The 22,977-nt window shown below is 58.8% G+C and carries 21 protein-coding genes; 13 read left to right on the forward strand and 8 right to left on the reverse strand.

The genetic code is table 11. The annotated features are described in order from the left end of the window. Positions 1 to 51 precede the first annotated feature (51 nt). Both ACQZ6F_RS03000 and ACQZ6F_RS03005 read left to right on the forward strand, forming a co-directional pair. Positions 52 to 1,023, forward strand: coding sequence for an alpha/beta hydrolase family protein (locus ACQZ6F_RS03000; protein WP_449092589.1), 972 nt, complete (start codon positions 52 to 54; stop codon positions 1,021 to 1,023). A 55-nt stretch (positions 1,024 to 1,078) separates the two neighbouring features. Continuing rightward, positions 1,079 to 1,477, forward strand: a complete 399-nt coding sequence (locus ACQZ6F_RS03005) for an NUDIX hydrolase (RefSeq protein ID WP_449092590.1) — start codon at positions 1,079 to 1,081, stop codon at positions 1,475 to 1,477. A 30-nt stretch (positions 1,478 to 1,507) separates the two neighbouring features. On the opposite strand, the gene ACQZ6F_RS03010 is transcribed toward ACQZ6F_RS03005, so the two are convergent. Next, positions 1,508 to 1,903 carry a GtrA family protein gene (locus ACQZ6F_RS03010; RefSeq protein WP_169055474.1) on the reverse strand — a complete coding sequence of 132 codons (396 nt, stop codon included), beginning with the start codon at positions 1,901 to 1,903 and terminating at the stop codon, positions 1,508 to 1,510. A 496-nt stretch (positions 1,904 to 2,399) separates the two neighbouring features. On the opposite strand from ACQZ6F_RS03010, the gene ACQZ6F_RS03015 reads away from it, so the two are divergent. Beyond that, positions 2,400 to 2,861, forward strand: coding sequence for a MucR family transcriptional regulator (locus ACQZ6F_RS03015; protein ID WP_449092591.1), 462 nt, complete (start codon positions 2,400 to 2,402; stop codon positions 2,859 to 2,861). Positions 2,862 to 3,000: 139 nt separating this feature from the next. On the opposite strand, the gene ACQZ6F_RS03020 is transcribed toward ACQZ6F_RS03015, so the two are convergent. The 4 genes from ACQZ6F_RS03020 to ACQZ6F_RS03035 form a co-directional block, all read right to left on the reverse strand. Next, entirely contained in the window at positions 3,001 to 4,272 is a 1,272-nt protein-coding gene (locus ACQZ6F_RS03020) for a CynX/NimT family MFS transporter (protein WP_449092592.1), read from the reverse strand. Next, the gene (locus ACQZ6F_RS03025; protein WP_449092593.1) at positions 4,269 to 4,946 is read right to left on the reverse strand and encodes a FadR/GntR family transcriptional regulator; all 678 of its coding nucleotides are present in this window, start codon (positions 4,944 to 4,946) and stop codon (positions 4,269 to 4,271) included. The genes ACQZ6F_RS03020 and ACQZ6F_RS03025 overlap by 4 nt, the downstream gene beginning before the upstream one ends. 297 nt (positions 4,947 to 5,243) lie before the next feature. After that, entirely contained in the window at positions 5,244 to 6,467 is a 1,224-nt protein-coding gene (locus ACQZ6F_RS03030) for an MFS transporter (protein ID WP_449092594.1), read from the reverse strand. Positions 6,468 to 6,706: 239 nt separating this feature from the next. Next, a complete protein-coding gene (locus ACQZ6F_RS03035; protein ID WP_077467924.1) occupies positions 6,707 to 7,402 on the reverse strand; it encodes a GntR family transcriptional regulator in 696 nt (231 codons plus the stop codon). A 314-nt stretch (positions 7,403 to 7,716) separates the two neighbouring features. Here ACQZ6F_RS03035 and ACQZ6F_RS03040 point away from each other — a divergent pair, with 314 nt between their 5' ends. The 6 genes from ACQZ6F_RS03040 to ACQZ6F_RS03065 all read left to right on the forward strand — a co-directional run bounded on the left by ACQZ6F_RS03040 (position 7,717) and on the right by ACQZ6F_RS03065 (position 14,857). Further along, complete coding sequence (locus ACQZ6F_RS03040; RefSeq protein ID WP_449092595.1) at positions 7,717 to 7,875, forward strand: hypothetical protein; 159 nt, start codon at positions 7,717 to 7,719, stop codon at positions 7,873 to 7,875. A gap of 2 nt (positions 7,876 to 7,877) precedes the next feature. Further along, entirely contained in the window at positions 7,878 to 9,698 is a 1,821-nt protein-coding gene (locus ACQZ6F_RS03045; protein ID WP_449093125.1) for an ABC transporter ATP-binding protein, read from the forward strand. 43 nt (positions 9,699 to 9,741) lie between these two features. Continuing rightward, complete coding sequence (locus tag ACQZ6F_RS03050) at positions 9,742 to 11,277, forward strand: ABC transporter substrate-binding protein (RefSeq protein ID WP_449092596.1); 1,536 nt, start codon at positions 9,742 to 9,744, stop codon at positions 11,275 to 11,277. 64 nt (positions 11,278 to 11,341) lie between these two features. Further along, complete coding sequence (locus ACQZ6F_RS03055; RefSeq protein ID WP_068393444.1) at positions 11,342 to 12,265, forward strand: ABC transporter permease; 924 nt, start codon at positions 11,342 to 11,344, stop codon at positions 12,263 to 12,265. A 6-nt stretch (positions 12,266 to 12,271) separates the two neighbouring features. Further along, a complete protein-coding gene (locus ACQZ6F_RS03060) occupies positions 12,272 to 13,120 on the forward strand; it encodes an ABC transporter permease (RefSeq protein ID WP_449092597.1) in 849 nt (282 codons plus the stop codon). Between the two features lie 6 nt (positions 13,121 to 13,126). Next, complete coding sequence (locus ACQZ6F_RS03065) at positions 13,127 to 14,857, forward strand: M14 family zinc carboxypeptidase (RefSeq protein WP_449092598.1); 1,731 nt, start codon at positions 13,127 to 13,129, stop codon at positions 14,855 to 14,857. Here the strand turns inward: ACQZ6F_RS03065 and ACQZ6F_RS03070 are convergent. Next, positions 14,841 to 15,734, reverse strand: coding sequence for a LysR family transcriptional regulator (locus ACQZ6F_RS03070; RefSeq protein ID WP_449092599.1), 894 nt, complete (start codon positions 15,732 to 15,734; stop codon positions 14,841 to 14,843). The two genes, ACQZ6F_RS03065 and ACQZ6F_RS03070, sit on opposite strands and share 17 nt — an antisense overlap. A 107-nt stretch (positions 15,735 to 15,841) precedes the next feature. Between ACQZ6F_RS03070 and ACQZ6F_RS03075 the strand changes: the two genes are divergently transcribed. Next, positions 15,842 to 17,101: a YbfB/YjiJ family MFS transporter gene (locus ACQZ6F_RS03075; protein WP_449092600.1), complete on the forward strand. Its 1,260-nt coding sequence runs from the start codon at positions 15,842 to 15,844 to the stop codon at positions 17,099 to 17,101. A gap of 102 nt (positions 17,102 to 17,203) precedes the next feature. Next, positions 17,204 to 18,469, forward strand: coding sequence for a glycoside hydrolase family 5 protein (locus tag ACQZ6F_RS03080; RefSeq protein ID WP_449092601.1), 1,266 nt, complete (start codon positions 17,204 to 17,206; stop codon positions 18,467 to 18,469). A gap of 27 nt (positions 18,470 to 18,496) precedes the next feature. On the opposite strand, the gene ACQZ6F_RS03085 is transcribed toward ACQZ6F_RS03080, so the two are convergent. Together ACQZ6F_RS03085 and ACQZ6F_RS03090 are read right to left on the reverse strand one after the other, a co-directional pair. Further along, entirely contained in the window at positions 18,497 to 19,561 is a 1,065-nt protein-coding gene (locus ACQZ6F_RS03085; protein WP_449092602.1) for a glycosyltransferase family 2 protein, read from the reverse strand. A gap of 301 nt (positions 19,562 to 19,862) precedes the next feature. After that, a complete protein-coding gene (locus ACQZ6F_RS03090; RefSeq protein WP_449092603.1) occupies positions 19,863 to 20,660 on the reverse strand; it encodes an SDR family NAD(P)-dependent oxidoreductase in 798 nt (265 codons plus the stop codon). 206 nt (positions 20,661 to 20,866) lie between these two features. Between ACQZ6F_RS03090 and ACQZ6F_RS03095 the strand changes: the two genes are divergently transcribed. Further along, the gene (locus ACQZ6F_RS03095) at positions 20,867 to 21,805 is read left to right on the forward strand and encodes a GlxA family transcriptional regulator (protein WP_449092604.1); all 939 of its coding nucleotides are present in this window, start codon (positions 20,867 to 20,869) and stop codon (positions 21,803 to 21,805) included. A gap of 118 nt (positions 21,806 to 21,923) precedes the next feature. After that, positions 21,924 to 22,526, forward strand: coding sequence for an inorganic diphosphatase (locus tag ACQZ6F_RS03100; protein WP_077467914.1), 603 nt, complete (start codon positions 21,924 to 21,926; stop codon positions 22,524 to 22,526). The last annotated feature ends 451 nt before the right edge of the window (positions 22,527 to 22,977 follow it).

Consider the following 22,977-nt stretch of genomic DNA (forward strand, 5'->3'; position numbering starts at 1 on the left):
TGCGCACCGCCCGTTTTCGGGCCTCCACCTCTCGATAAAGGAATTGTTGCAATGACCCGCCTTGGCTTCATTCTTGCCGCTTCCATATCCCTCGTGACCTCGATGGCACATGCCGCCGGCTTCAAACCGATCGAGGTGGCGGGCGAAGGCTCCCTTCCGGCGATCAAGGGCGGTGTCTGGTATCCGTGCTCCCAGCCGGTCGGCGACATCAAGGTCGGCCCCTTCATCATGGCCGCGACTAAGGATTGTCCGGTCACAGGAGAAAAGCTGCCGCTTGTCATCATCTCGCATGGCAGGGGCGGCACGTTTGTCGGTCACCATGACACGGCGGGGACACTGGCGGATGCAGGCTTTGTCGTCGTCGCCATCAGTCACCCCGGTGACAACGCCCTAGACAAAAGCCGCATCGACGACCCCTCGGTCTTCGTCGAGCGACCAGCCGACATCCAGCGGACGCTCGACTTCATGCTCGGCTCATGGCCGGATGCAGCCAAGATCAATGCTGCGCGCATTGGATTTTTCGGCTTCTCGCGTGGCGGATATACCGGCCTCGTCGTCATCGGTGCCAACCCGCATTTCGGCAAGCGCCTGAGAGCGTGTGAGGGCAATGACAGTGCACTTTGCGATCAGGTCCACAAAGGCACGCTTCCGGAACTGACCCATGATCCACGCATCAAGGCCGCTGTGATTGCCGACCCGCTCAGTGTCTTTTTCACGCCGGATAGCTTCAATGCGGTGAAGGTCCCCGTGCAGCTCTGGGGGTCTGAACGCGGCGGCGATGGCGTAACGCCGGAAAGTGTCGTGGCGATAGCCAGTCAGCTGCCGGAAAAGCCCGAATTTCACACCGTACCCAACTCACAGCATTTCGACTTCCTGCCTCCCTGCCCTGCCGAACTGGCAAAGACCGCATTGGTCATCTGCGCAGACCCACCGAATTTCGACCGGGTAGCATTTCATCGGGAATTGAATGCCGCGACACTTGCCTTCTTCCGCAAACATCTGGTGGATGAAAAACAGCCCTGACGGAGAAGGCAGCCACACAGTTGAAACCCGGCCGCGAATCCGATCAGATTGATGCATGATGAAAACAATACGGATAGCGGCAGCGCTGCTATTGCGTCCCGATGGCGATACGCTGCTCGTGCGCAAGCGCGGCACCACTGCCTTCATGCAGCCGGGTGGCAAGATCGAGCCGCAGGAAGCACCCGAGCAGGCTCTTATCAGAGAGCTTTTCGAAGAATTGGGGCTCATCGTGGAAACGCAAGCCTTGACGTTCCTTGGCACGTTCCAGGCACCAGCAGCCAATGAGCCGGAGCATATCGTCGTTGCGGATCTCTTCCGGCTGGATGTCGGCGATATCGCCATTAGGGCGACGGCCGAGATCGAGGAAATCCGCTGGGTCTCTCCCCTCCGTCCCGGCAATTTGCCGATGGCGCCGCTGACCGAGCACCATATCCTGCCGTTTCATCGGCAATGAGGCACCCCGCATCGGAACAGGCCTTGCAGGCTAGCGCCGCCGGAAGACGATGAGGGAATTCATCGAAAAATTGGCAATAAAGGCAATTCCGATCCCGATGATTTTTGCAAGGACCGGCCAGATCCCATAGGCGGAAAGATAGAACGTGATCGACACGTTGATCGACAGGCCGACAAGGGCTGCTGCCAGAAAAGACAGAGCGCGCGTCGCCGAGCGCCAATTCGCTGCAAAAACGAAGATCGATGACGTGATGTAATTGAAGAGGCAGGCAACAACAAAGCCTATTGTCGCGGCCGCGAGCACTCCGAACTGGAGGTTGTTGAAGTAGGAAAACACCGACACGTCGATTATGGCGGCAAGGCCGCCGGTTACGAGATAGCGCACAAAGGTCGACCGAATTTCAGCCGAAAACAAGGATTGCTTCATCGGGCGAGAAATCATCGACGAGCCTAGAACTCCATATTTGCGATGCATATTATCGTTCAAAATTATGACCGCCAGTTGTGCAAAAACCTTGTGGTCGTCACAGCAATCCGCTGCAAGCGAAATATAGCTCACAGAATGGCGAAGATGAGCCCCTATCGAGCCGTACGGGCGCGTGCATCAGCCGCTGAACACTTACTGGCGCCCTCCCCCGACACCGACGGGCGTCTAAAGGTGAAGGTATCGAAATTCGTTCTGACAAAACTATTCGCGATCTTTCCCGCGCCTGAAAGTAGCGTACTGCTTGCGTTGGTCACAATACACAAACCGGCATCTAATATATTTCATCGAAATGTAAATAAATCCGTATTGGAGATGCTATTTAATCTATTGTTCGGTCGATTTCACCATCATAAAAACATTTTGTGTACTAATTTTTTTATTTTATCACGAACAGCATTAGTTATAATGGCGCCCAGAGAATATGAGGCGTTGGAAAATGGAAAAAGAGCATATCGTAGACAATAAAATCTTTGTTGAACTCACCAGCATGATTGTCTCTGCATATATCACGCATAATGTGACTGCACCTGAAGATTTGCCCAGACTCATTCTGGAGACCCACGCGGCACTAACAGGGTCGTTTACCCCCGGCCTTTCAGCGTCGGAAAAGACCCTGAAGCCAGCCGTGCCGATCAAGAAATCCATTACCGAAGAATATCTTATCTGTTTGGAAGATGGTGGGAAGTTTAAGTCGCTGAAACGGCATCTCAACACGAAATATGGGCTTTCCCCCGACGAATATCGAAAGAAATGGGGATTACCTGCGGACTATCCAATGGTTGCAGCATCTTACGCCGCCACAAGGTCGACACTGGCCAAGAAGGCCTTGCTGGGCCACTCGAAACCTGCCGAGAGCCCGGATGCAGCTCCGATACAGCCGCGGCGAAAAGCTGGCTGAATTCGGCCGGCTCTACTTCCGCAACTCCCGCTGGAGCCAATGTATTCGCAACGATAGAGCGGCACCTTGTCGGCGCCGCTCCGCAACTCCCTGACGGCCCACTGCTTAGGCCAACTCGTTAGATGATGTCAGGCCCAAACTATGGAGTTTCGATCGTCTTGGCATTGACCGAGATGGCACGCCCGGCAAACCAGCCGTTGATGGCGGCCCCCAGGCCGAGCAGGACGAACAGAACCGAGCTCCAGGCAAAGCTGCCCGTCCAGCCATGGATCATGCCGACGACGAGCGGGCCGATTGCCGCCAGCAGATAGCCGACAAACTGCGCCATGCCGGAAAGATGTGCAGCAACATGCGCGTCGGGTGAGCGCAGCACGATGACTGTTAGCGCTACCGCAATCAGCCCTCCCTGCCCTATGCCTTGCAGCACGGCCCAGAACCACACGGTCCAAAGCGGCGCAAAGAGCAGGCCCAGCAGGGCCACGACCGCAATCACGCAGAGACTGACATTGATGACGCGCTGATCCCGGCCCTTGACGGCAATATGAGGCGCCACCAGACAGGCAGCCGCCTGCACCATGACCGACACCGATACGATTGCACCCGCCGTCACGCCGTCGAGCCCACGCTCGCGCAGAATGGGAACGAGCCAGCCGAAGATGCAGTAGGCGAGCGCCGATTGCAGCCCCATGAACAGCGTCACTTGCCAGGCAATCCGATCGGTCCAGAGGCCGGTTACGCGAAAACCGCTGCGGCGGGCCTGGCTGCGCGTCCCGAGGACCTGTGGCAGCCAGAGAAGCCCGACCAAGAGGGCCGGCAGGGCCCAAGCAGCAAGCGCACCACCAAGCGATCCGCCAAGGGCATGCTCGATGGGAAGCGTCAGTCCCGCCGCACTGGCCGCGCCAGCACACAGCGCCATCGTGTAGCAACCCGTCATCAGCGCCGCCTTGTCCGGGAAATCCCGCTTGACGACCCCAGGCAGGAGCACATTGCCGACGGCGATGCAGGCACCGGTTAGTGCCGTGCCGAAGAACAGCATGGAAATCGAAGAAAAGCCGCGCAGCGCCGTGCCGAGCGCAAGCAGAAGGATCACGCCCAGCAAGACGCGCTCGGTTCCCACGCGCTGCGCCAACCTCGGCGCGAGTGGCGAAAACAATCCCATGCAGACAACGGGCAACGTCGTCAGAATGCTGGCGCCGAACGAGGACAGATCGAGCCCGGTTCTGATCTCCGGCAAAAGCGCCGACGCGCTGGAAAAGACCGGCCGGAGATTGAAGGCAATCAGCACCAGGCTTGTCCCGAGAACAAACCGGCCAATGGGCGACTTACCTCGATGCGGCTGCGGCGGAGGCAGTTCATCGGCCTCGGCATCGATCAAATCGAGCGGGGAGGCATTCTGTGAAGGCATGGTCATGACATCAGCAACCGATCAAGAGCAGCGATAACGGGAGCCATGAAGCGGCGCACGGCAAAACCGGTCGCTTCCTGATCACCGGATTCAATGGCATCGACGATCGCGATATGCGCCTGCATGTCCGGCTCCGGAATATCCGCGCCAAGCGTCGCCTCGATGGTGTCGGTGATCGACAGAGAAAAGAACTCGTAGATCTCCACCATCGCCCTGTTCTGCGAGGCAGCGATGACGGCCTTGTGGAAGGCAAGATCGCGTTCGATGAAGGCGGCCTTGCCTCCCCCCTCGTAATTTCCGCGCGCGACGAGCAACGCCCGCAACTGGGATATCACCTCGGGGGTATGACGCAGGGCGGCGAGCCGTGCCGCCTCGATCTCAAGGGCCAGCCGGGTTTCGAACTGATCTCTCAAGCCGGCGCGGCGGGCCATGTCGAGAGGGCGCCCGAAATCCGCTGTCGAGCGCACATAGGTGCCAGACCCCTGGCGCGTCTCCAGATAACCTTGCGACGCCAACACTCTCACAGCTTCGCGGATCGTGCCGCGACTGACCGACAGCATCGAGGAAAGCGAGGCTTCATTGGGCAGCTTTTCGCCGACAAGCCAGCGTCGAGCGAGGATTTCGCTGCGAATGGCCTCCACGGCTGTATCCGCAAGGGTGGTTTTGGTCAGGGCGCGCATGGCTCAATCTTGTCAAGTCATCAGATGACTTTATGATTAGTTGAAAGGCGTGACATCGTCAACACGTGTTCGCGCCCATGCCGGATCGCCGGACGCGGGCGGCATTTCTCTATCTGTGCCGTCTGACGCCATCGCAGTAGAGCAAAATGGCAAGGCCCAATAATCCGGCAAGGGCCCCGATGATCACCGTTCCGGAATAGCTGCTGACGGCCGTGTGGTCGGCGCAGGGCTTTCAATAGGTTTCGGATGGTCTGAAACCTGCCGATTGCAAATATATTCGTCTACCGGCAGGCGGCGCTATCGGATGATGCCGCGCCTCGCCATGACGGCCAGACCGACAACGGCCACCAGGGAGAACGCCGCCGGAATGTAGAAAACGTTGGGAAGGCCGAGATAGGCGACACCGACGCCTCCGATCCCGCCGCCAAGCGCACTCGCCAGCGCCGACGAGCTCATGAAAATTGCCGAAGCGGTTGCCACGGCATTCGGAAGAAGTCGCTGGGCGACGATCAGACCGAGAACCATGTACAGGCCCCAGACGCCACCCATCAGTACCTGTCCGGCAAACATACCGATGGCGCTTGGCCACATGGCAAAACACAAATTGGCGACGACGCCGAATGCTGCCGCGATGCACATGAGCCAGAGCGTTCCGATCCGTCGCGCAAGCATGACGCTGAAGGGCATCAGAAGCAGTTCGATCAAGGGCTGCGTTCCGATGACGGCACCCCGGACGCCGGGATCGATCCCAAGGTGTTCTTCCATGTAAAGCAGAAGGAAGCCATACTTGATCGGCTCACCGGCATAGACGAGAACGTAAAGGCCGGTAAACGCCAAGAGAGGCAGCATCTCGGACCAGCGCGTCGAGTTACCCACGCCGGTTGCGTGGCTTGCTCGCGGCCTGGGATTGGCCGAGACACGCAAGGTTCCGAGCGGGATGATCTGCGCCAGGAAACAGATCGACGTTGCCCAGAACATGGCACGCAGGCTCGTTTCGGCTGCGAGCCAGGTGCCGAGAAATGGGCCGACCACCCAGCCTGCCGTCAAGGCTATCCGGGCGATCGCAACCACGCTTTCGTTTGCTCCTGACGTGTTTCTGCTCAGATCGTCATGGATGGCGGTAAAGAGCTGAGATGTGGCCGACCCGGAGAAGCCCAGCACGACGGCACCGATGACGAAGAGTATCCAGGGCGCGTTGGAAACCGCAAATCCGGCCCACCCAAGAGCCCCGGCCATGGCACAGAGCCGGAAGAGACCGAGACGATGGCCGGTCCTGTCGGAGTAATTCCCGACCAGATAACCGGCGACCGGTGCGGCAAGGCCAGTGAGATAGTATAGCCCTGCCACCGGCAGGGATGTTCCGAGTTCCTTTACGAGGAAGACAACGATTTGCGGCAGTGAAGCCGAGACCCCCACCCCCGAAAGAAACAGAGCAAGCGTCGCGCCGCGATACAGCGGCGAGGCCCATACCTGTTGAAGCGCTGTGGCTTTGCTGGAGGCCGCCAGGGATTGTGTGTCCATAAGCTCATCGTCCGTCATAACCGGTTGCCGAAATGTCAGCTCCGGCTAGACGCCACACGATTATCTCGATCGATTGCAGCCAAACCGCTGTTTACCGACCGATGGAAATCACGCCGTCATCCGGGTGCCGCATATCCTTCCGCCAAAGCAGATCGGGACGCAAACGGTTGCATCGCGCTTTGACCCATCCAGCATGGATTGTCCACATCATTCATCACACCAATGACCTCGACCGGGCCTCAGCCGGGTATGGCCCGTGAATAAGCAGCCAGGATGAAGCGCTCCGCTTGATACAAATACTTCTCAAGCGCCTCGGCCGCCGTCGACGTCGCACCCTCCTCGAGATGAGCGAGGATGGTGGCGTTCTGCCCTACATAGGGAGCATGCAGGTATTCCGGGTCTCGTATCAAGCCGAAGACAAGACGCAGCTCCAGCGAAATCTGCGCATAGAATGCGGAGAGCCGAGGGCTATCGGCGAGCTCGACAATGGCAGCATGAAAGGCAATGTCCGCGCTGCCGACCTCCAGCCATTCCCCGAGATCACGATGCCGGATCGCGGCATCGATGGCCGCCCGCATCTTGCCGACGCTCGGATGGCGATGATGCGCGCCGGCAAGCGCCGAACACTCGATGAGCCGACGAATATGGAAGATGTCTATGATCGTCGATATGCTCGGCGTGGTGACGAAAACGCCGCGATTGGCCTCGTGGCGCAGCACACCCTCCGTCGTCAGCAGCCGAAAGACCTCCCGCAGCGTATTGCGCGAAATCTGCAACTCCTCGCACAGAGCCGCCTCGGAGAGATGGCTGCCCGGCGAAAGGGTTCCGCTGATCACGCGCTCCCGAATCCGCGCCGCCGTCAGTTCCGTTACCGTCTGACCGGTTTCCGCAGCAGCCGAAGTCGGCTCGATACTCGCAAGATTTGTCTGCTTCATTTGCTCCCTTGGCGCTTGCGATAAATCGGACTGCGGGTACCTGCTCCATATCTCTGCCCTCCGCCAAGCTACGCATCGCCACAAAGGCTCACAAGCAATCGGATTTCTGATCACAGATATTGGATTGGCTCCTCAACGGCGCCGGTCCGTTGGACGATTCCTCGCAAGTTCCTCCCATTATTTGACATGCATCGCTAAAATTGTTCAACAATGTAGACCAGATTGTTGTTTGATGCTATCTCGTGTTTCAAGAAATATAACGGGAACGCGGATACAGATGACCATTAGGCGTCTGATTTGGAGGAGAATATCGCTTGATTTTCCAGGATCGAATGATTGCGGGCATCAACGCACTAGTATCCAATCCTAACGGCGATCTCGGCGAGGCAACGGCGAAAATGCAAGCACAGGTCATGCGCATCGATCCGCAGATTTCCGGGGCCTGCATTCCCAATACCGAGGTGAGCGCATGACGATGGCGGCGGACGCAAACCGGCAGCTTCTGTCGATCAAGGACCTGACGATCCGGTTCGGCGAAAACCGCGTGGTGGAAGGCCTTTCGCTTTCCGTGGCACCGGGCCGGACGCTCGCAGTCGTCGGCGAATCCGGCTCCGGCAAATCGGTGACATCGCTTTCGATCATGCGGCTTGCCGATATGATGGGTGCACGCTTCGAGAGCGGCAGCATCTCTTTCAACGGCAAGGATCTGCTCAAGCTCTCGCAGAAGGAAGTCCGCTCCATTCGCGGCAAGGAGATCGCCATGATCTTCCAGGAGCCGATGACCTCGCTGAACCCTGTCTTCACCATCGGCGATCAGATCTGCGAAGTCCTGTTGCTGCACGAAAATGTCAGCAAATCTGCGGCCATGGCCGAAGCGCAGCGCCTTCTCGAAATGGTGCGCCTGCCGGATGCGGAAGCGCTGTTGAAGCGTTATCCGCATCAGCTCTCCGGCGGCATGCGCCAGCGCGTGATGATTGCCATGGCGCTCGCCTGCCGCCCCAAGCTTTTGATCGCAGACGAGCCGACGACGGCACTCGACGTCACCATCCAGGCGCAAATTCTCAACATCATGCGGGACCTCCAGAAGGATCTCGGCATGGGCATGATTTTCATCACCCATGACATGGGCGTCGTCGCCGAAATGGCTGACGACGTGGTCGTCATGTGGAAAGGCAAGAAGGTCGAGGAAGGCCCGGTTCGCGAGATATTCGCCAATCCGCAGCATCCCTACACCCGCACATTGCTTGCAGCCGTGCCAAAGCTCGGCAGCATGACAGGAGAGGACTTTCCCAAGCGCCTGCCACTGACTATCCTTGAGGACGGTGAGCCGAAAATCGTCGGCGAAGAGCGGGTTCAAAACACCGCCCGCTATGATCAGCCGCCGCTTCTATCCGTGCGCGATCTCTTCGTGCGCTTCGATATAAGAAAGAATATATTCGGTCAGGTTACGCATCGCTGCAGTGCCGTCCAGAAGGTCGGTTTCGACATTCATCCGGGCGAAACTCTCGCCCTGGTTGGCGAATCCGGCTCCGGCAAATCGACCATCGGCCGCACGATCCAGCAATTGCAGAAGGCACGCTCCGGCGAGATCTCCTTCAACGGCAAGAGCTTCGCCGCGATGTCGGCGCTGGAACGTTTCCGCTTGCGCAGGGACGTGCAATATATTTTCCAGGATCCCTTTGCCTCGCTCGATCCGCGCAAGACGGTCGGCTTCTCGATCGCAGAACCGATCAACACGCACGGCATCATCTCAGCATCAAAGGAGGTGCGCCGCCGGGTGGACGAGTTGCTGGAGCGTGTCGGCCTCTCGTCCGCACATGCGGATCGCTATCCGCACGAATTCTCCGGTGGCCAGCGCCAGCGCGTCTGCATCGCCCGCGCACTCGCCTCCGATCCCAAGCTCATCATCGCCGATGAGGCGCTTTCGGCGCTGGACGTGTCGATCCAGGCGCAGATCATCAATCTGTTCATGGATTTGCAGGCCGAACGCGGCCTTGCCTATCTGTTCATCAGCCATGACATGGCCGTCGTGGAAAAGATCAGCCACCGTGTCGCCGTGCTCTATCTCGGGCAAATCATGGAAATGGGGAGCCGGAGGCAGGTCTTCGAAACGCCGATGCATGATTACACCCGCCGCCTGCTATCCGCCGTGCCGGTCGCCGATCCGACGGTCGAGCGCAAGACCGCGCTGATCGAGGGGGAGATTCCAAATCCCGTGCGTCGCGTCGGCGACGAGCCGCCAATCCTCGCGCGCGAGGAAATCAATTCGGGCCACTTTATCGCAAGAAGCGCCTGAACAGTTTGAGCCACAGCAACGATCTGAAGAGGAAACAGATTCAATGAAAAAAATGAAATGGGGACTGAAAGCCGCCCTGACGGCGCTTGCCTTGTCGAGCGTTGCCATCAACGCCGCGCCGGCGTTCGCAGCCGGCAAACTGACGGTTTCGTCGTCGCAAGACCCAGGCAGCTGGGACCCGATCGATACGTTTCTTGTGGCATGGGCTGCCGTATCGACCAATATCTTCGACGGGCTGACCTATCGCGGGCCGGACCTCAAGCTGGTGCCGGGCCTTGCCGAATCCTGGGAAGAGTTGGATCAGGGCAAGCGCATCCGCTTCAAGTTGCGCCACAATGTCAAATTCCATGACGGCGAGCCTTTCAATGCCGACGCGGTGAAATTCACCTTCGATCGCCTGCTCGGCGAGCAGGGCGCCAAGGGGCCACAGCGCTCCAACTACACCGCGATCGACAGCGTCGAGGTCATCGACGATTACACGGTCGACATGAAGCTGAAGACGCCTGATCCGGTGCTGTTGACCAAGCTTGCCGGCTATGGCGCCATGATCGTTCCGCCGAAATACATCAAGGAAAAGGGCGAGGACTTTTTCAATCTCAACCCGGTCGGTACAGGCGCCTTCAAGTTCGTTTCCTATTCGCCGAAGGTGAACATCAAGCTGGAAGCCAATCCTGATTACTGGGGCGGCGCGCCGAAGATTTCCGAGCTTGAATATCGCTTCATCAGCGAGCCGGCGACAGCCGTTGCCGAGCTTCAGGCAGGCCGCGTCGATCTCGTCATCCCGCCGACCATTCCGATCGGCATGCTTCCAGTCATCCAGGGTGACTCCAAGCTCGAAATTGCCAGCGTTCCCGGCCCAACCGTGGACTCGCTGCGCTTCAATACCCGCGACGGCATAACGGCCGATCCGCGTGTGCGCAAAGCGATCATCATGGCCGTCGATCGCGACACAATCGTCAAATCGATCCTCGCAGGTCAGGGAACCGAGATCGTCAGCTTCCAGAACTCCCTGTCCTTCGGCTACGACCCGAACTTGAAGCCAATCCCCTTTGATCCCGCAGGTGCGAAGAAGCTCCTGACCGAGGCAGGCGTTAAGCCTGGCGCCCCCATCCAGATCGACATTCGCGGCAATGACGCGACCATGAACGAAGTGGCACAGGTCGTAGCAAGCTATCTGCAGATGGTCGGCCTCACCGCTACCATCAAGCCCTATGAGACCAATGTTTTGCTCAACGACATCATCCCGCAGGGCAAGACCGGCGCGATGTTCCAGCAGAAATGGGGTGGCTGGACCTTCGATTACGACAACACGGCCTATTCGATGTACCACTCCGGCGAAAAGTGGAATCCTTATGAAAAGGACACGACGCTGGACAAACTCCTGGAATCCCAGCGTCCGCTCACCGATCGCGCCGCGCGCGAAAAGATCCTGAAGGACATCGGCAAGTATGTCTCCGACAAGGCACTAGAGCTGCCGCTCTACAATTCCAATGCGATCTACGGCGTCAGCAAGCGGGTGAAGGGCTTCGTGCCTGCACCGGATACCCGCATCAAGCTGAACGAAGTCACAGTCGAGTAGTCGTCAAACGTGACGCCGCTGGCCTGACCGGCGGCGTCCCTCCAGAAACTTTCGGGAAAAGAACGTGGCCGGTTTTCTCATCAAGCGATTGCTGCAGGCGATTTTCGTCGTGATCGTCATAACACTGCTCGTCTCCTTCGCCATCCGCCTCACCGGCGATCCCGCCGTGACGATGTTTCAGGGCGGTGGCAGCATGACGGAAGACGACCTGGCGCGCATCCGCACGGCGCTCGGGACCGATCGGCCGTTCATCGTGCAATATCTGACCTTCATGAAGGGGCTGCTGACGCTGGACCTTGGCCGCAGCTTCACTGGCGGAACGCCGGTTTCGCGGCTTATCGCCGATGCCCTGCCCGCCACCTTGTTGCTTGCCTTTATCTCGATGGTCGTCTCGATCGCGGTCTCCATTCCGCTTGGCATCAAAGCCGCGACCGCACGCGGCAAGACCGCAGACCAGATCATTCGCATTCTCTCCCTGCTCGGCCTATCGTTTCCGAATTTCTGGCTGGCGCTGATGATGGTGCTGCTGTTTTCCATCACGCTTGGCTGGCTGCCGCCGAGCGGCATGGTCGGCATTTCGAGTTACGTCATGCCAGCACTGACGATGGGGGTGATCCTGACGGCCACCAACGTCCGGCTGGTGCGCACCGCCATGCTGGAGACGCTGCAATCGCAATACATCATGGTCGCGCGCGCCAAGGGCCTGAGCGAAACCAAGGTGCTTTACAAGCATGCGCTGCGCAATTGCGCCATTCCGCTGATCACCTATTTCGGCATCCAGTTCGGCGGGCTGCTCGGGGGCATCGTCGTCATCGAGCGCGTCTTCAACTGGCCCGGCCTTGGAACTTTGGCGTTCGACGCTGTGGGCGCACGCGACTATCCGGTATTGCAGGGCGTCATCACCGTGCTCGCCCTGTTCATCATCGGCGTCAACCTGTTGGTCGATATCGCCTACGGGCTCGTCGATCCCCGCATCCGCACGGAGTAACCGCCCATGGCCACCAGCACCTCCAGCCGTTCGCGCCTCTCCAGCTTCGAATTCCTGTTCGGCGCAACGCTTACCATCGTCATATGCCTTGCCGCGGTTTTCTCGGATATGCTCTTTCCGGGCGGCGCGGAGAAGATCGATCTGATGGCCCGTCTGGCAAGACCCTTTGCCAGCCTTGCCCATCCCTTCGGCACCGATCCGCTCGGGCGCGACGTGCTTGCTCGCGTCGTGGCCGGCGGCCGGATATCGCTGCTGGTCGGCTTCACCTCGGTGATCGGCGGTGTCGTTCTTGGCGTGCTGGTTGGCCTTGCGGCCGGCTATTATCGCGCCGTGTGGGACATAATCCTCATGCGCTTTGCCGATATTCAGCTCGCCATGCCGTTCATCCTGCTGGCGATCACCTTCATCGCCATCGTCGGCGGCAGCCTTACCAACACCATCATCCTGCTGATCGTGTCGCAATGGGTGCAATATGCCCGCCTCGTGCGCGGCTCGGTGCTGAGCCTGCGGGAGCGCGAATTCATCCTGTCGGCGCGGGCCATCGGCGTGAAAGACTGGCGCATCATCTTCCAGCATCTGCTGCCGAACCTGATCGGCCCGGTGATCGTGCTGATGACGCTGAACATCGCCACCAACATCCTGCTGGAAAGCAGCCTGACATTCCTCGGGCTCGGCGTCGATCCGACCATCCCTAGCTGGGGCGGCATGCTGGCGGACGGGCGCACCTATCTGCAGACGGCATGGTGGGTCAGCCTTTTCCCGGGCCTTGCCATCCTGCTCACCGTGCTTGGCCTCAATCTACTTGGCGACTGGCTGCGCGACAGCCTCGACCCGACAGGCAGAACCACAAGGTAAGACATCATGACGCTGATTTTCGAAAAAGGCTTTGAGCGCACACTCTTGCAGCTCGTCGGGCAAGCAAAACCGGATCAGAATATCGAGGCATGGACCTTCGACGACCGCCAGAGCCGTCGTGAGGCGGAACTCAAGCTTGGCGAGAAGGGCATACGAGCGCGCATCCGCAGCGCTTACAAGCCGCTGGTCAATGCCTTCCTCGAAGAGATCGACCTTGAGGGCGTGGAAGCGATCGAGATCCGCTATCCCGTACACCCGAATGCGCCAGACAATCGCTTCCGGTTGGAGGCCTATCCGCTTGCGGCAATGGTCGGCGACCGCAAGATCGATTTTTTCGCCCGCGGCGACAGCGAATTTCACTATGATGTCTTGCTGAAATCTGCCGCACCAGGCGAGCGCCTTGTAAAGGTCTTGGCACCAAACCGCGTTCACATCGATGCCGCAGGTGAAACGAGCCTCTCCCCGACCGGCTGGGTAGTTACAGAGAGTGGCACGGCCGGCGCACGCCTCCCCTCGGATTACGAAACACTGTTCGAAGATGCGATTGCTGCGGTGACTGGCCACGACTGGGGCGCGACCGAACCCTATTTCGGAGAGCTCAATATCCGCGTCACCCTGCCGGCGGCCGATGAAGCGTTGCCTGTCGGCGACGAGGTCATGAGCCTTAGGGAAGCGCTGCATGAGGATTTCTACTTTTCGCTGCTCGAATTCTTCCAGAAGAAATCCGGGCGACCGCTCGGCGATCGCGGATTGAAGCCCGGCCAGATCGTTCCGGAAATCGTTCAATCCGAGGGGGACATCTCGGTACGGATCGAAACCAAGCCCCTTTCAACCGGTTTCTCCGATGGCCCACAGCAACAGATTGACGTTGCCGAAGAGCCTTTGGCCGCAGAACAGATCGAAGCCGAACTCGATGCCATCGGCGGCGTGCCGTTTGAGGCCACCACGCGCTCCGGCCGCACGGTGAGAGCACGTTATATCAAGGGCAGAGACGCGGCCGTCATGATCAGCGGCGGCCAGCATGCCAACGAGACGACCGGCGGAGCCGGCGCATTGCGCGCGGCGCGGCGGCTGGCTGCGCTCGACGGCGCCCACTTCACCATCTCGCCACTCGAAAACCCCGATGGTTACGCCCTTCACCAGCGCCTGCGCAAAGGCAGCCCGCGCCACATGTATCATGCCGCCCGCTATACGGCGCTCGGCGATGACCTCGAATACCGCACCGAGGAAAACTCCGGTGCCTATCTCTGCGAAAAGAAGATCCGTATCCAAGCGGAGACGCTGAGTGGGGCGCAGCTGCACGTCAACCTGCATGGTTATCCCGCCCATGAATGGACGCGTCCCCTCTCCGGCTATGTCCCACGCAATTTCGCGATGTGGACGCTGCCGAAGGGCTTTTTCCTGATTGCCCGCTATCATTCCGGTTGGGCAACCCAAGCCGAGCAATTGCTGGACAAGGTGACCAGGCATCTTGGCGCTATTCCGGGGCTGTTGGACTATAACAACAGGCAGATCGCGCTCTACGAAACCCATGCAGGCGAGACAGGTTTCCGCATCATCAACGGCTTTCCCTGCCTTTCCGACATTGACGACCGTCACAGCGTGCCAATGACGCTGATCACCGAATATCCGGACGAGACCATTTACGGCCCAGAATTTGTCGCCGGCCACACCGCGCAGATGGAAACCGTACTCTCCGCGTATGCCGCCTGGCAAAAGATCATGGCTTTGAGCTAAGCGGTCCTGTCACAGATTTTGGTCGCACCATGTCGAGAAGTGCGGTCATGGCGCTTGATGTGTAGGCATCCGAGCGGCGCACGAACAGCGTGTCCACCAGCGATCGCTCCGGCGGGAGTTCGTGGACCGCGACCCGGCCGTGCTGCCAGGCTGCGGCAACAATACCTTTGGGAAGAAGGGCGATACCGACGCCTGCCGAGACGCAGCTGATGATGGCATCGAGCGAGCCGAATTCCAGCGGTTTTGCAGTGACGATGCCCATTTCGGCCAGAAGGGTTTCCAGCCGCTGGCGATAGGAGCATCCGATCTGGAAAACGATGGTGCGCAGGTCGGTGATTTTTGCGAGCTCATCCATCGAATGGATCGAGCGGGAAGTGATGAGAACGAGTTCCTCCTGGAACACCACCTGCTGATCGAGATCGGGATGGCTGACCGGCCCCGCGACGAACGCTCCCTCGAGCCTGCACTCCATGACCTCGTCAAGCAGCTTGCGCGTCGTGCCCGTGGTGACGACGAGGCGGACCTCCGGATAGGACTTGGCAAACTGACTGAGCAGCGGAGACAATCTTAAGGCCGTTGTTGTCTCCAGGCTGCCGAGAAGAAGCGCGCCGCTCGGTGAACCATCGTCCTGCGCGGCTGCGCGCGCATCGGCCAGAAGTTTGGTGATGCGCCCAACGAACGGCAGGATGCGCTGTCCGGCCGGCGTGGTCGAAACGCCGCGAGCGTGTCGTTGAAAGAGGCTGACACCCAATTCCTCTTCCAGCACCCGGATGCGCGCCGTCACATTCGACTGCACCGTATGCAGCTCCTGCGCAGCGCGGTTCATGCTGCCGTGCCGGGAAACCGCTTCGAAAAATCTGAGATCGGATATATTCATGCCTCACCTATCTCCAATAGAGATAACTATTCTCATAATAAATCAATTTTAATGATATAGCGAGCGGCCTACTATCTCAAGCACTGATAGCTGAGAGAGTTCCTATGATGGGCACCGCCATACATGAAGCCGAGAGAAGCCATTCCAACGCAAGACTTGCCTGGCGCGCCGTTCTATCGGCATTCTGCGCCAGTCTGATCGGCATCGGGCTCGCGCGTTTCGCCTATACGCCGCTTCTGCCGGTTATTGTCGACGCACATTGGTTCGAACAATCGGCCGCCGCCTATCTCGGCGCAGCGAACCTCACGGGCTATCTGGCCGGCGCACTGCTCGGACGTCCCGTCGCGGCGCGCATCTCCATTGTCTCCACGCTCCGGATCATGATGCTCGCAGCCACGGCAGCGTTCTTTGCCTGCGCCTTCCCCATCGGCTTTGCCTGGTTCTTTGTCTGGCGCTTCGCAGCCGGCTTTGCTGGCGGGGCTTTGATGGTATTGGCGGCGACGACCGTCTTGCCGCTGGTTGCGCCTTCCCGCCGCGGTCTTGCGGGCGGCGTGATCTTCATGGGCATTGGCGCGGGCATCGCCTTGTCTGGCACGCTGGTGCCGCTGCTGCTTCAGCAGGGCCTGCGCGACACATGGTTCGGCCTCGGCGCACTTTCCCTGCTGCTGACCGTTATTGCCTGGGCCGGATGGCCGCAGGAGAGTGAAATATCCCCTGTTCCGCAACATTCCACCCATGTCCCGGCACGCGGAACGCTGCGCGCCCTCTATGTCGAATATGCCCTGAATGCCGCCGGCTGGGTTCCCCACATGATTTTCCTCGTCGATTTCGTCGCGCGAGGGATGGGAAAAGGTCTGCAGGTGGGTGCGGAATATTGGGTGCTGTTCGGGATCGGCGCGACACTCGGGCCCATCCTTGCCGGCCATCTCGCGGATCGTACAGGCTTCGGTGCCGCCATGCGTTTCGCTTTCCTGCTCGAAGCGGTCGCGGTCGCCATTCCCGCCTTTGGCCTCGGGCAGGCATGGCTCATCGCCTCGAGCCTTGTAGTCGGCGCATTCGTGACCGGAACCGTGCCCCTGATGTTGGGGCGGATCGCCGAATTGCTGCCGCATCATCCGGCGCAACAGAAGGCGGCCTGGAGCGTGGCAACGGTATTCTTTGCCCTGTTTCAGGCGGCCGCCGCCTACGGGCTTTCCTTCGCCTTCGCCCGCAGCGGCGGAAACTACCAGCTGCTCTTTTTCATCGGGACGGCGGCGATGGTCCTTGCGCTGGCAATCGATCTTGCTGCGGCAGTGTTCTTCCGCACTCCACGGCAGGAACGCGAGAAACTGAATCCGGCGCAGCATGGCTCGACTGCTGCGGAGTGATGCCGCGACACCAGTCCCGGATATTCGCAGCCGTCGCAAGTTTTTACTGCTCGCGTCATATCATGCCCACATGGCGCCAAAGTTTAAAGCGACTGGAGGTTCATGAGGCATTTTCTGCTGTTGCTAGTCAGCCTGTCCGCCATCTCCATGATGTGGCTCGTGTCTCCGTTGCATGCGCAAGGATTTGTGCGTGCCGACCACAAGCAGATCGTCGATGCCAAGGGCAATCCGCTTATCTTGCGTAGCCTGGGCCTCGGAGGCTGGATGGTTCAGGAAGGCTATATGATGGGCCTGCCCAACCTGAAGGCGCAGCGCGTCATTCGCCACCGTATTTCCGAAATCATCGGCGAGACGAAGACAGAGCAATTCTATCGGGCTTGGCGGGACAATGCCGTAACGAAGGCCGATATCGATGCGATGGGCAAATGGGGCTTCAACAACGTTCGCCTGCCGATGCATTGGAACCTGTTCATCAAGGATATGTCCGGCAAGGATGCCGGCAACCGGATCGTCTGGAACGAAGAAGGGTTTCGCCGCGTCGATGCGCTGATCGAGTGGCTTAGAGCCAACCGCATGTATCTGATCCTCGACATGCATGCCGCGCCGGGCGGCCAGGGGCACGACATTGCCATTTCGGATCGCGATCCGAACAGCCCCTCGCTCTGGGACAGTGGCGAGAACCAGGCGACGATGATCGCGCTCTGGAGCGAGATCGCCAGGCGCTACAAGGACGAGACGACGATTGCCGGCTATGACCTCCTGAACGAACCGAACTGGGGCTTTCAGGACGCAGAAGACAAAGGCGGTTGCCGCGAAACCGCAAACCAGCCGTTGCACGACCTCTATGAGCGTACCATCAGTGCGATCCGCGCGGTCGACACCAACCATATGCTGATCATCGAGGGCAATTGCTGGGGCAACAACTATGCCGGCGTGCTGCCCGTTGCCGATCACAACACGGTGCTGAGCTTTCACAAATACTGGACCCCGACCACGCAAGAGTCGATCGAGCCTTTCCTCAAGCTGCGCGAGCAATATGACATGCCGCTATGGAACGGCGAATCCGGCGAGAATACCAACGACTGGTACGCTCGCGCCGTAGCACTACAGGAGAAGAACGGCATCGGCTGGTCATGGTGGCCGCTGAAGAAGATCGGTCGGGGCAATCCGCTTGAAATCCAGGCGAACGCGAACTATCGCCGCCTGACTGCCTATCTCCGCGGGGAAGGCAAGAAGCCCTCGGCGAAAGACGCCTTCGCAGGATTGATGCAACTAGCGAAAGACAGCCGTTTCGACAGGAATATCCACCATCAAGCTACCATCGATGCATTGCTTGGGCCTGCGCGCAAATCAGGAAATCCGGAGTAGGAGAGCCTCGCCAATTCAGAGGCGACCCTACCCGACGGCATGTCGAATGGCCTTCGAAAGGCGCAGGAGGAATTGCGGTCTCGATGATGCGACGAGCTTCCATGACAAAACAGCTTTCGCCATCTGATGCGGAAGGATGCCGACCGATAGGAACCAGGCGGCCAGCATGGCACGGCGTCTTCGGGATGCATTCATTTCCAGGCTGGCAACAGCGCCGGCGGCGGCAAGCGAAAGCCTGGAATCGCTGGCGACCGGATGCCGCTCCCTGTCGATGCAAAGCGATGCCAGACGCTCCTCGATATGCACGGGGTCATGGAGACCTGCATCATCAGGCACTTCCAGCCCCACCTCCGTTGCCTGGTCCGACAGCGCTTCCAGCCGGCGAAAATCGTGCTCAATACGCCAGCGCGCCCGTTGGCCGAGTTTCTCCGCAAAGACGGAGTGGTTGGCGCCATGAATGCGGTAAGCGCCGAGGCATTCCTCAATAGAGGTGACCTCGCCATGCAGCGGAGCAACCGTGGCCAGGTATCCATCGGCGCCCTGACGAAAGTTCTGCTCGGGGACCGGCATGACCGAATTAAGAACCGAGCGCTTGAATGCCAGACCGCTTGTCACCGTTGTCTGATAGCGACCCTTTCGCAGCAGTTTCGATGTGACGTCGCCGGAATCGAATGGCAATTCTGCAGGCGGAAATACATCCTTTACATGCATCTGCTCGTCAACGATATGCAGCCTGAACTGCACTTGTGCCGTATTCTCCTCCCATGCATCGACAACATCGGATACTGCATTCGGATAAAGATAATCATCCGCATCGAGAAACAGCACGATCTCCCCGCTGCTCGATGCAAAGCCTGTGTTGAATGCGGCAGCATGTCCACCATTCACCTCTCGCAGACACGGCTTTATCCGTGAGCCATAGGAAGCAATGACATCAGCTGTCCCATCGGTTGATGCATCATCGACAACAATAACCTCCGCATCGTCGTAGGTCTGCTCCAGCGCACTGTCGATGCTGCGCCGAAGAAAGCGTGCGTAGTTGTAGTTCGCGATAACAATGGAAACGGGAACATGGTCTTGGATGGAATACATCGCATTGAACCTCGCAATTCTGCTTTGGTCGCGGCGAACCTTCTCACTCAGGTCCTTGTGGCCAAATCGGCTGTCGCCCAGGCTTGGCCTTAGAGGCACATGTGGCACCTCGGAAATATATCAAGCACAATTGTGTGGATCATATTGACCCGCTTTGTCTTCTTGAGGTTCTTCTATTTCAGGCCTGCCGATGATCGGCACTCGCTATCGGAGTGCCGATCAACTCTTCTACCAGGATGGAATGATTTGCATCTCAACCAAGCGTGGTAGCTGGGACGCATTGCTCATCCGAGCAATTACTTCACTTTACCTTATAGCGCGAGGCCGGCACGGTGCGGGACAGATTGGGCATCAATGCCTGTCGTGCATCTTCATAGGCCTTCTGCAGCCCGGCATCCTCGAGCGCCGGGATCGTCACCAACTCACCCTCATCAAATCCAACCAACGAAGCATCGACCATATCCTCGGCGGACATCACGATTTCAGAAGGAAGATGCTCGATAGGCACACCCGCGACGGCCCAGAATTCCGTAGCCGTTGCACCGGGCAGAACAGCCTGCACACGAATGTTCTTGTCTGCGAGCTCATGCTTCAGCGATTGGCTGAAGGCCAGCACGAAGGCCTTCGTGCCGCCATAGACGCCATTCAGCAATTCCGGCGCGATAGCCACAATCGAGGCGATGTTGATGATGGAGCCACCGCCACGCCTTACGAAGCCCGGCACGGCAGCATAGGTCAGCCTCATTAGCGCCGTGACGTTCAACTCGATCATCTGCTGCATCTTGTCGACGTCAGCTTCGAGCGATGTCGCACCGCCGCCAAAACCGGCATTGTTGACGAGCAACGTGATGGCCTCATCTGTCCTTAACACCTGCTCGATGCGATGCTGGTCACTTGCCACGCCAAGATCGGCAGCGATCACCTCGACATTTCGGCCCGTCTCCGTGCGCAGTCGATCGGCAATCGCCAAAAGCCGCTCCTTGTTGCGCGCGACCAGAATGAGATCGAAACCTCGCTTTGCAAGCCGATGCGCGTAAACGGCGCCAATGCCTGATGAGGCACCTGTCACCAATGCTTTTCCTGAGGATGAATTTGTCATCGTTTTGTCCTTTTTCGCGGGGGAGGTCCTATCCGCATGACAAGACAATACGCCTGAAAGCTCACGTCCCAAATGTCATATTCACCACGTTTTCAGCCATTCTGCGCCGATATACCGAGGCGATTGAGCGGAAGAGCCACGGTTATTTGACAGGATCGTCTGTCTGGTAAATACTATAAGCACCTTTTTCAGCCGTAGGCACCGCCATGCATACCATCGGATTTCTCGTCTTCCCCGACTTCCAGATCATGGGTTTCACCGCCATTACTGCCTTCGAGGTTGCAAATCTGGCGGGCGAAAGGGAGCTCTATCGCGTGACGCTCCTGTCGGAGGCAGGTGGGCTCGTGCGCTCGTCGGCAGGGTTCAGTGTCGAAACCGAACCCTTTGGCGACAGTTCGTTTGATTCCCTCTTCATAGGCGCAGCCACACAAGTCTCCTCCATGTCACCGGCGACGCTCGATTATATCCGTCAGTCGGCGAAAGTCTGCCGGCGTGTCGCGGCCCCCTGCACGGGCGCGTTCACTTTGGCGGAAGCCGGCCTGCTTGATGGGCGCCGCGCCACGACACATTGGGTCTACGCGCGGGAATTGCGCGATCGTTTCCCCGCTTTGAAAGTCGACGAGGACAAGATCTTCATCATCGACGGATCTATCTGGACATCCGCAGGCATGACCGCCACCATCGATCTCGCCCTTGCGATGATCGAGAAAGACCACGGCGAGGAACTGGCCCGCGCCGTTGCTAAGAAGCTGGTCGTCTATCATCGCCGCGCCGGCGGACAGTCGCAATTCTCAACCCTTCTGGAACTGGAACCGAAATCGGACCGGGTTCAGCGCGCCCTCGATTTTGCAGGACGAAACCTGCGCAAGATCGTCTCGGTCGAGGAACTGGCGGAAGCGGCCAGCCTCAGCCCTCGCCAGTTCAACCGCGTCTTTCGCAGCGAAACCGCGCAGTCGCCAGCAAAGGCGATCGAGAACATGCGGGTCGAGGCAGCCCGGCTGATGATCGAGGACGGCCGCCATTCGATGGACGAGATCGCCATCGAAGTCGGCTTTGCCGATCGCGAACGCATGCGGCGAGCCTTCCTGCGCGTGCTCGGCCAGCCGCCTCAGACAATCCGCCGCAATGTTCGCGCCGTCGCTTGAGTTTCGAGATCAGGCTTGGGCTGAAGCGCGATGACCTGTGCATTCGCTGATTTATGTCACAAGCTCGTAACAACCCCTGATTAGGTCGATAGCGTTCAACCTTAACGCGGGGGCGTTTATGAAAAAGCTTATCTCTGTCATTGCATTTGCCATGCTGTCCGGCACGGCTGCGTCGGCTTCCGATTATGTATCCTATATCGATTATCCTCAGCCGAAAGACGAAAGCCGCGAATTCTATACGGCGATCGAGATCCCTGCCGGCAGCTTCACCAAATACGAGATCGACGCCAAGACCGGTCACATCGTTGTCGACCGCTTCCAGTCCATGCCGGTCGCCTATCCGGCGAACTACGGCTCGATCACTAGCTCGCTCGGTGGTGACGGCGATCCGCTCGACGCCATCGTCTATTCGCGCGAGCCCATCGTTCCCGGTGCTATCATCCGCGTTCGAGCGATCGGCGTTCTGAAGATGATCGACGGCGGCGAGGTCGACAACAAGATCGTCGCCGTTCCGACGACGAAGATCGATCCGACCTATGACAACGTCAAGGAGATCTCAGATCTTCCAAAGCTGGAACAGGACCGCCTGCAGGCGTTCTTCCGCGTCTACAAGCAGCTTCCGGACGCCCGTAAGGTCGTCGAAGTCGGCGGCTTCGAGACGGCAGAAAACGCTCGCAACGAAGTCGCTGCAGCGATCAAGGCCTATAGCGAGAAAAAGTAAAGTCAGCAGAAGGGAGCGGCATCTGCCGCTCCCTTTGAAACACAGCCTTCTCAAAGCCGACCGATCGCGCCCCCACGATCGGTCGGCAAATCTAACGAGAAGCGCTCACCAATTCATTGACCTGCTCCAACCCGTAAGCGGCGGTATCCCCTTCAGCACGGCAGGCTGGATCTCACCACGCGCGCTCCTGCCGATATCAGGCGCCGAGGTCATCACTTCATGGATGGCGAAAGAGGTCTATAGGCTGCATATCAACTCATGGAAGTCTTCTCGATTGATGATGCGGGCTTGTCACCTCTGCAGCCGTCAAACTACAATCTACCTATGCCCCGAAGACATTCTAGTCAATTGCGCTTCCAATACCGGTTATCGATGCAATGACTTGGAGAGAACCGCGGCAATTGCACCTATTATTGATGCACTTTGAATAGATAAATTGCTTCATTAATCA

The sequence above is a fragment of the Rhizobium sp. A22-96 genome (genome assembly GCF_053521805.1).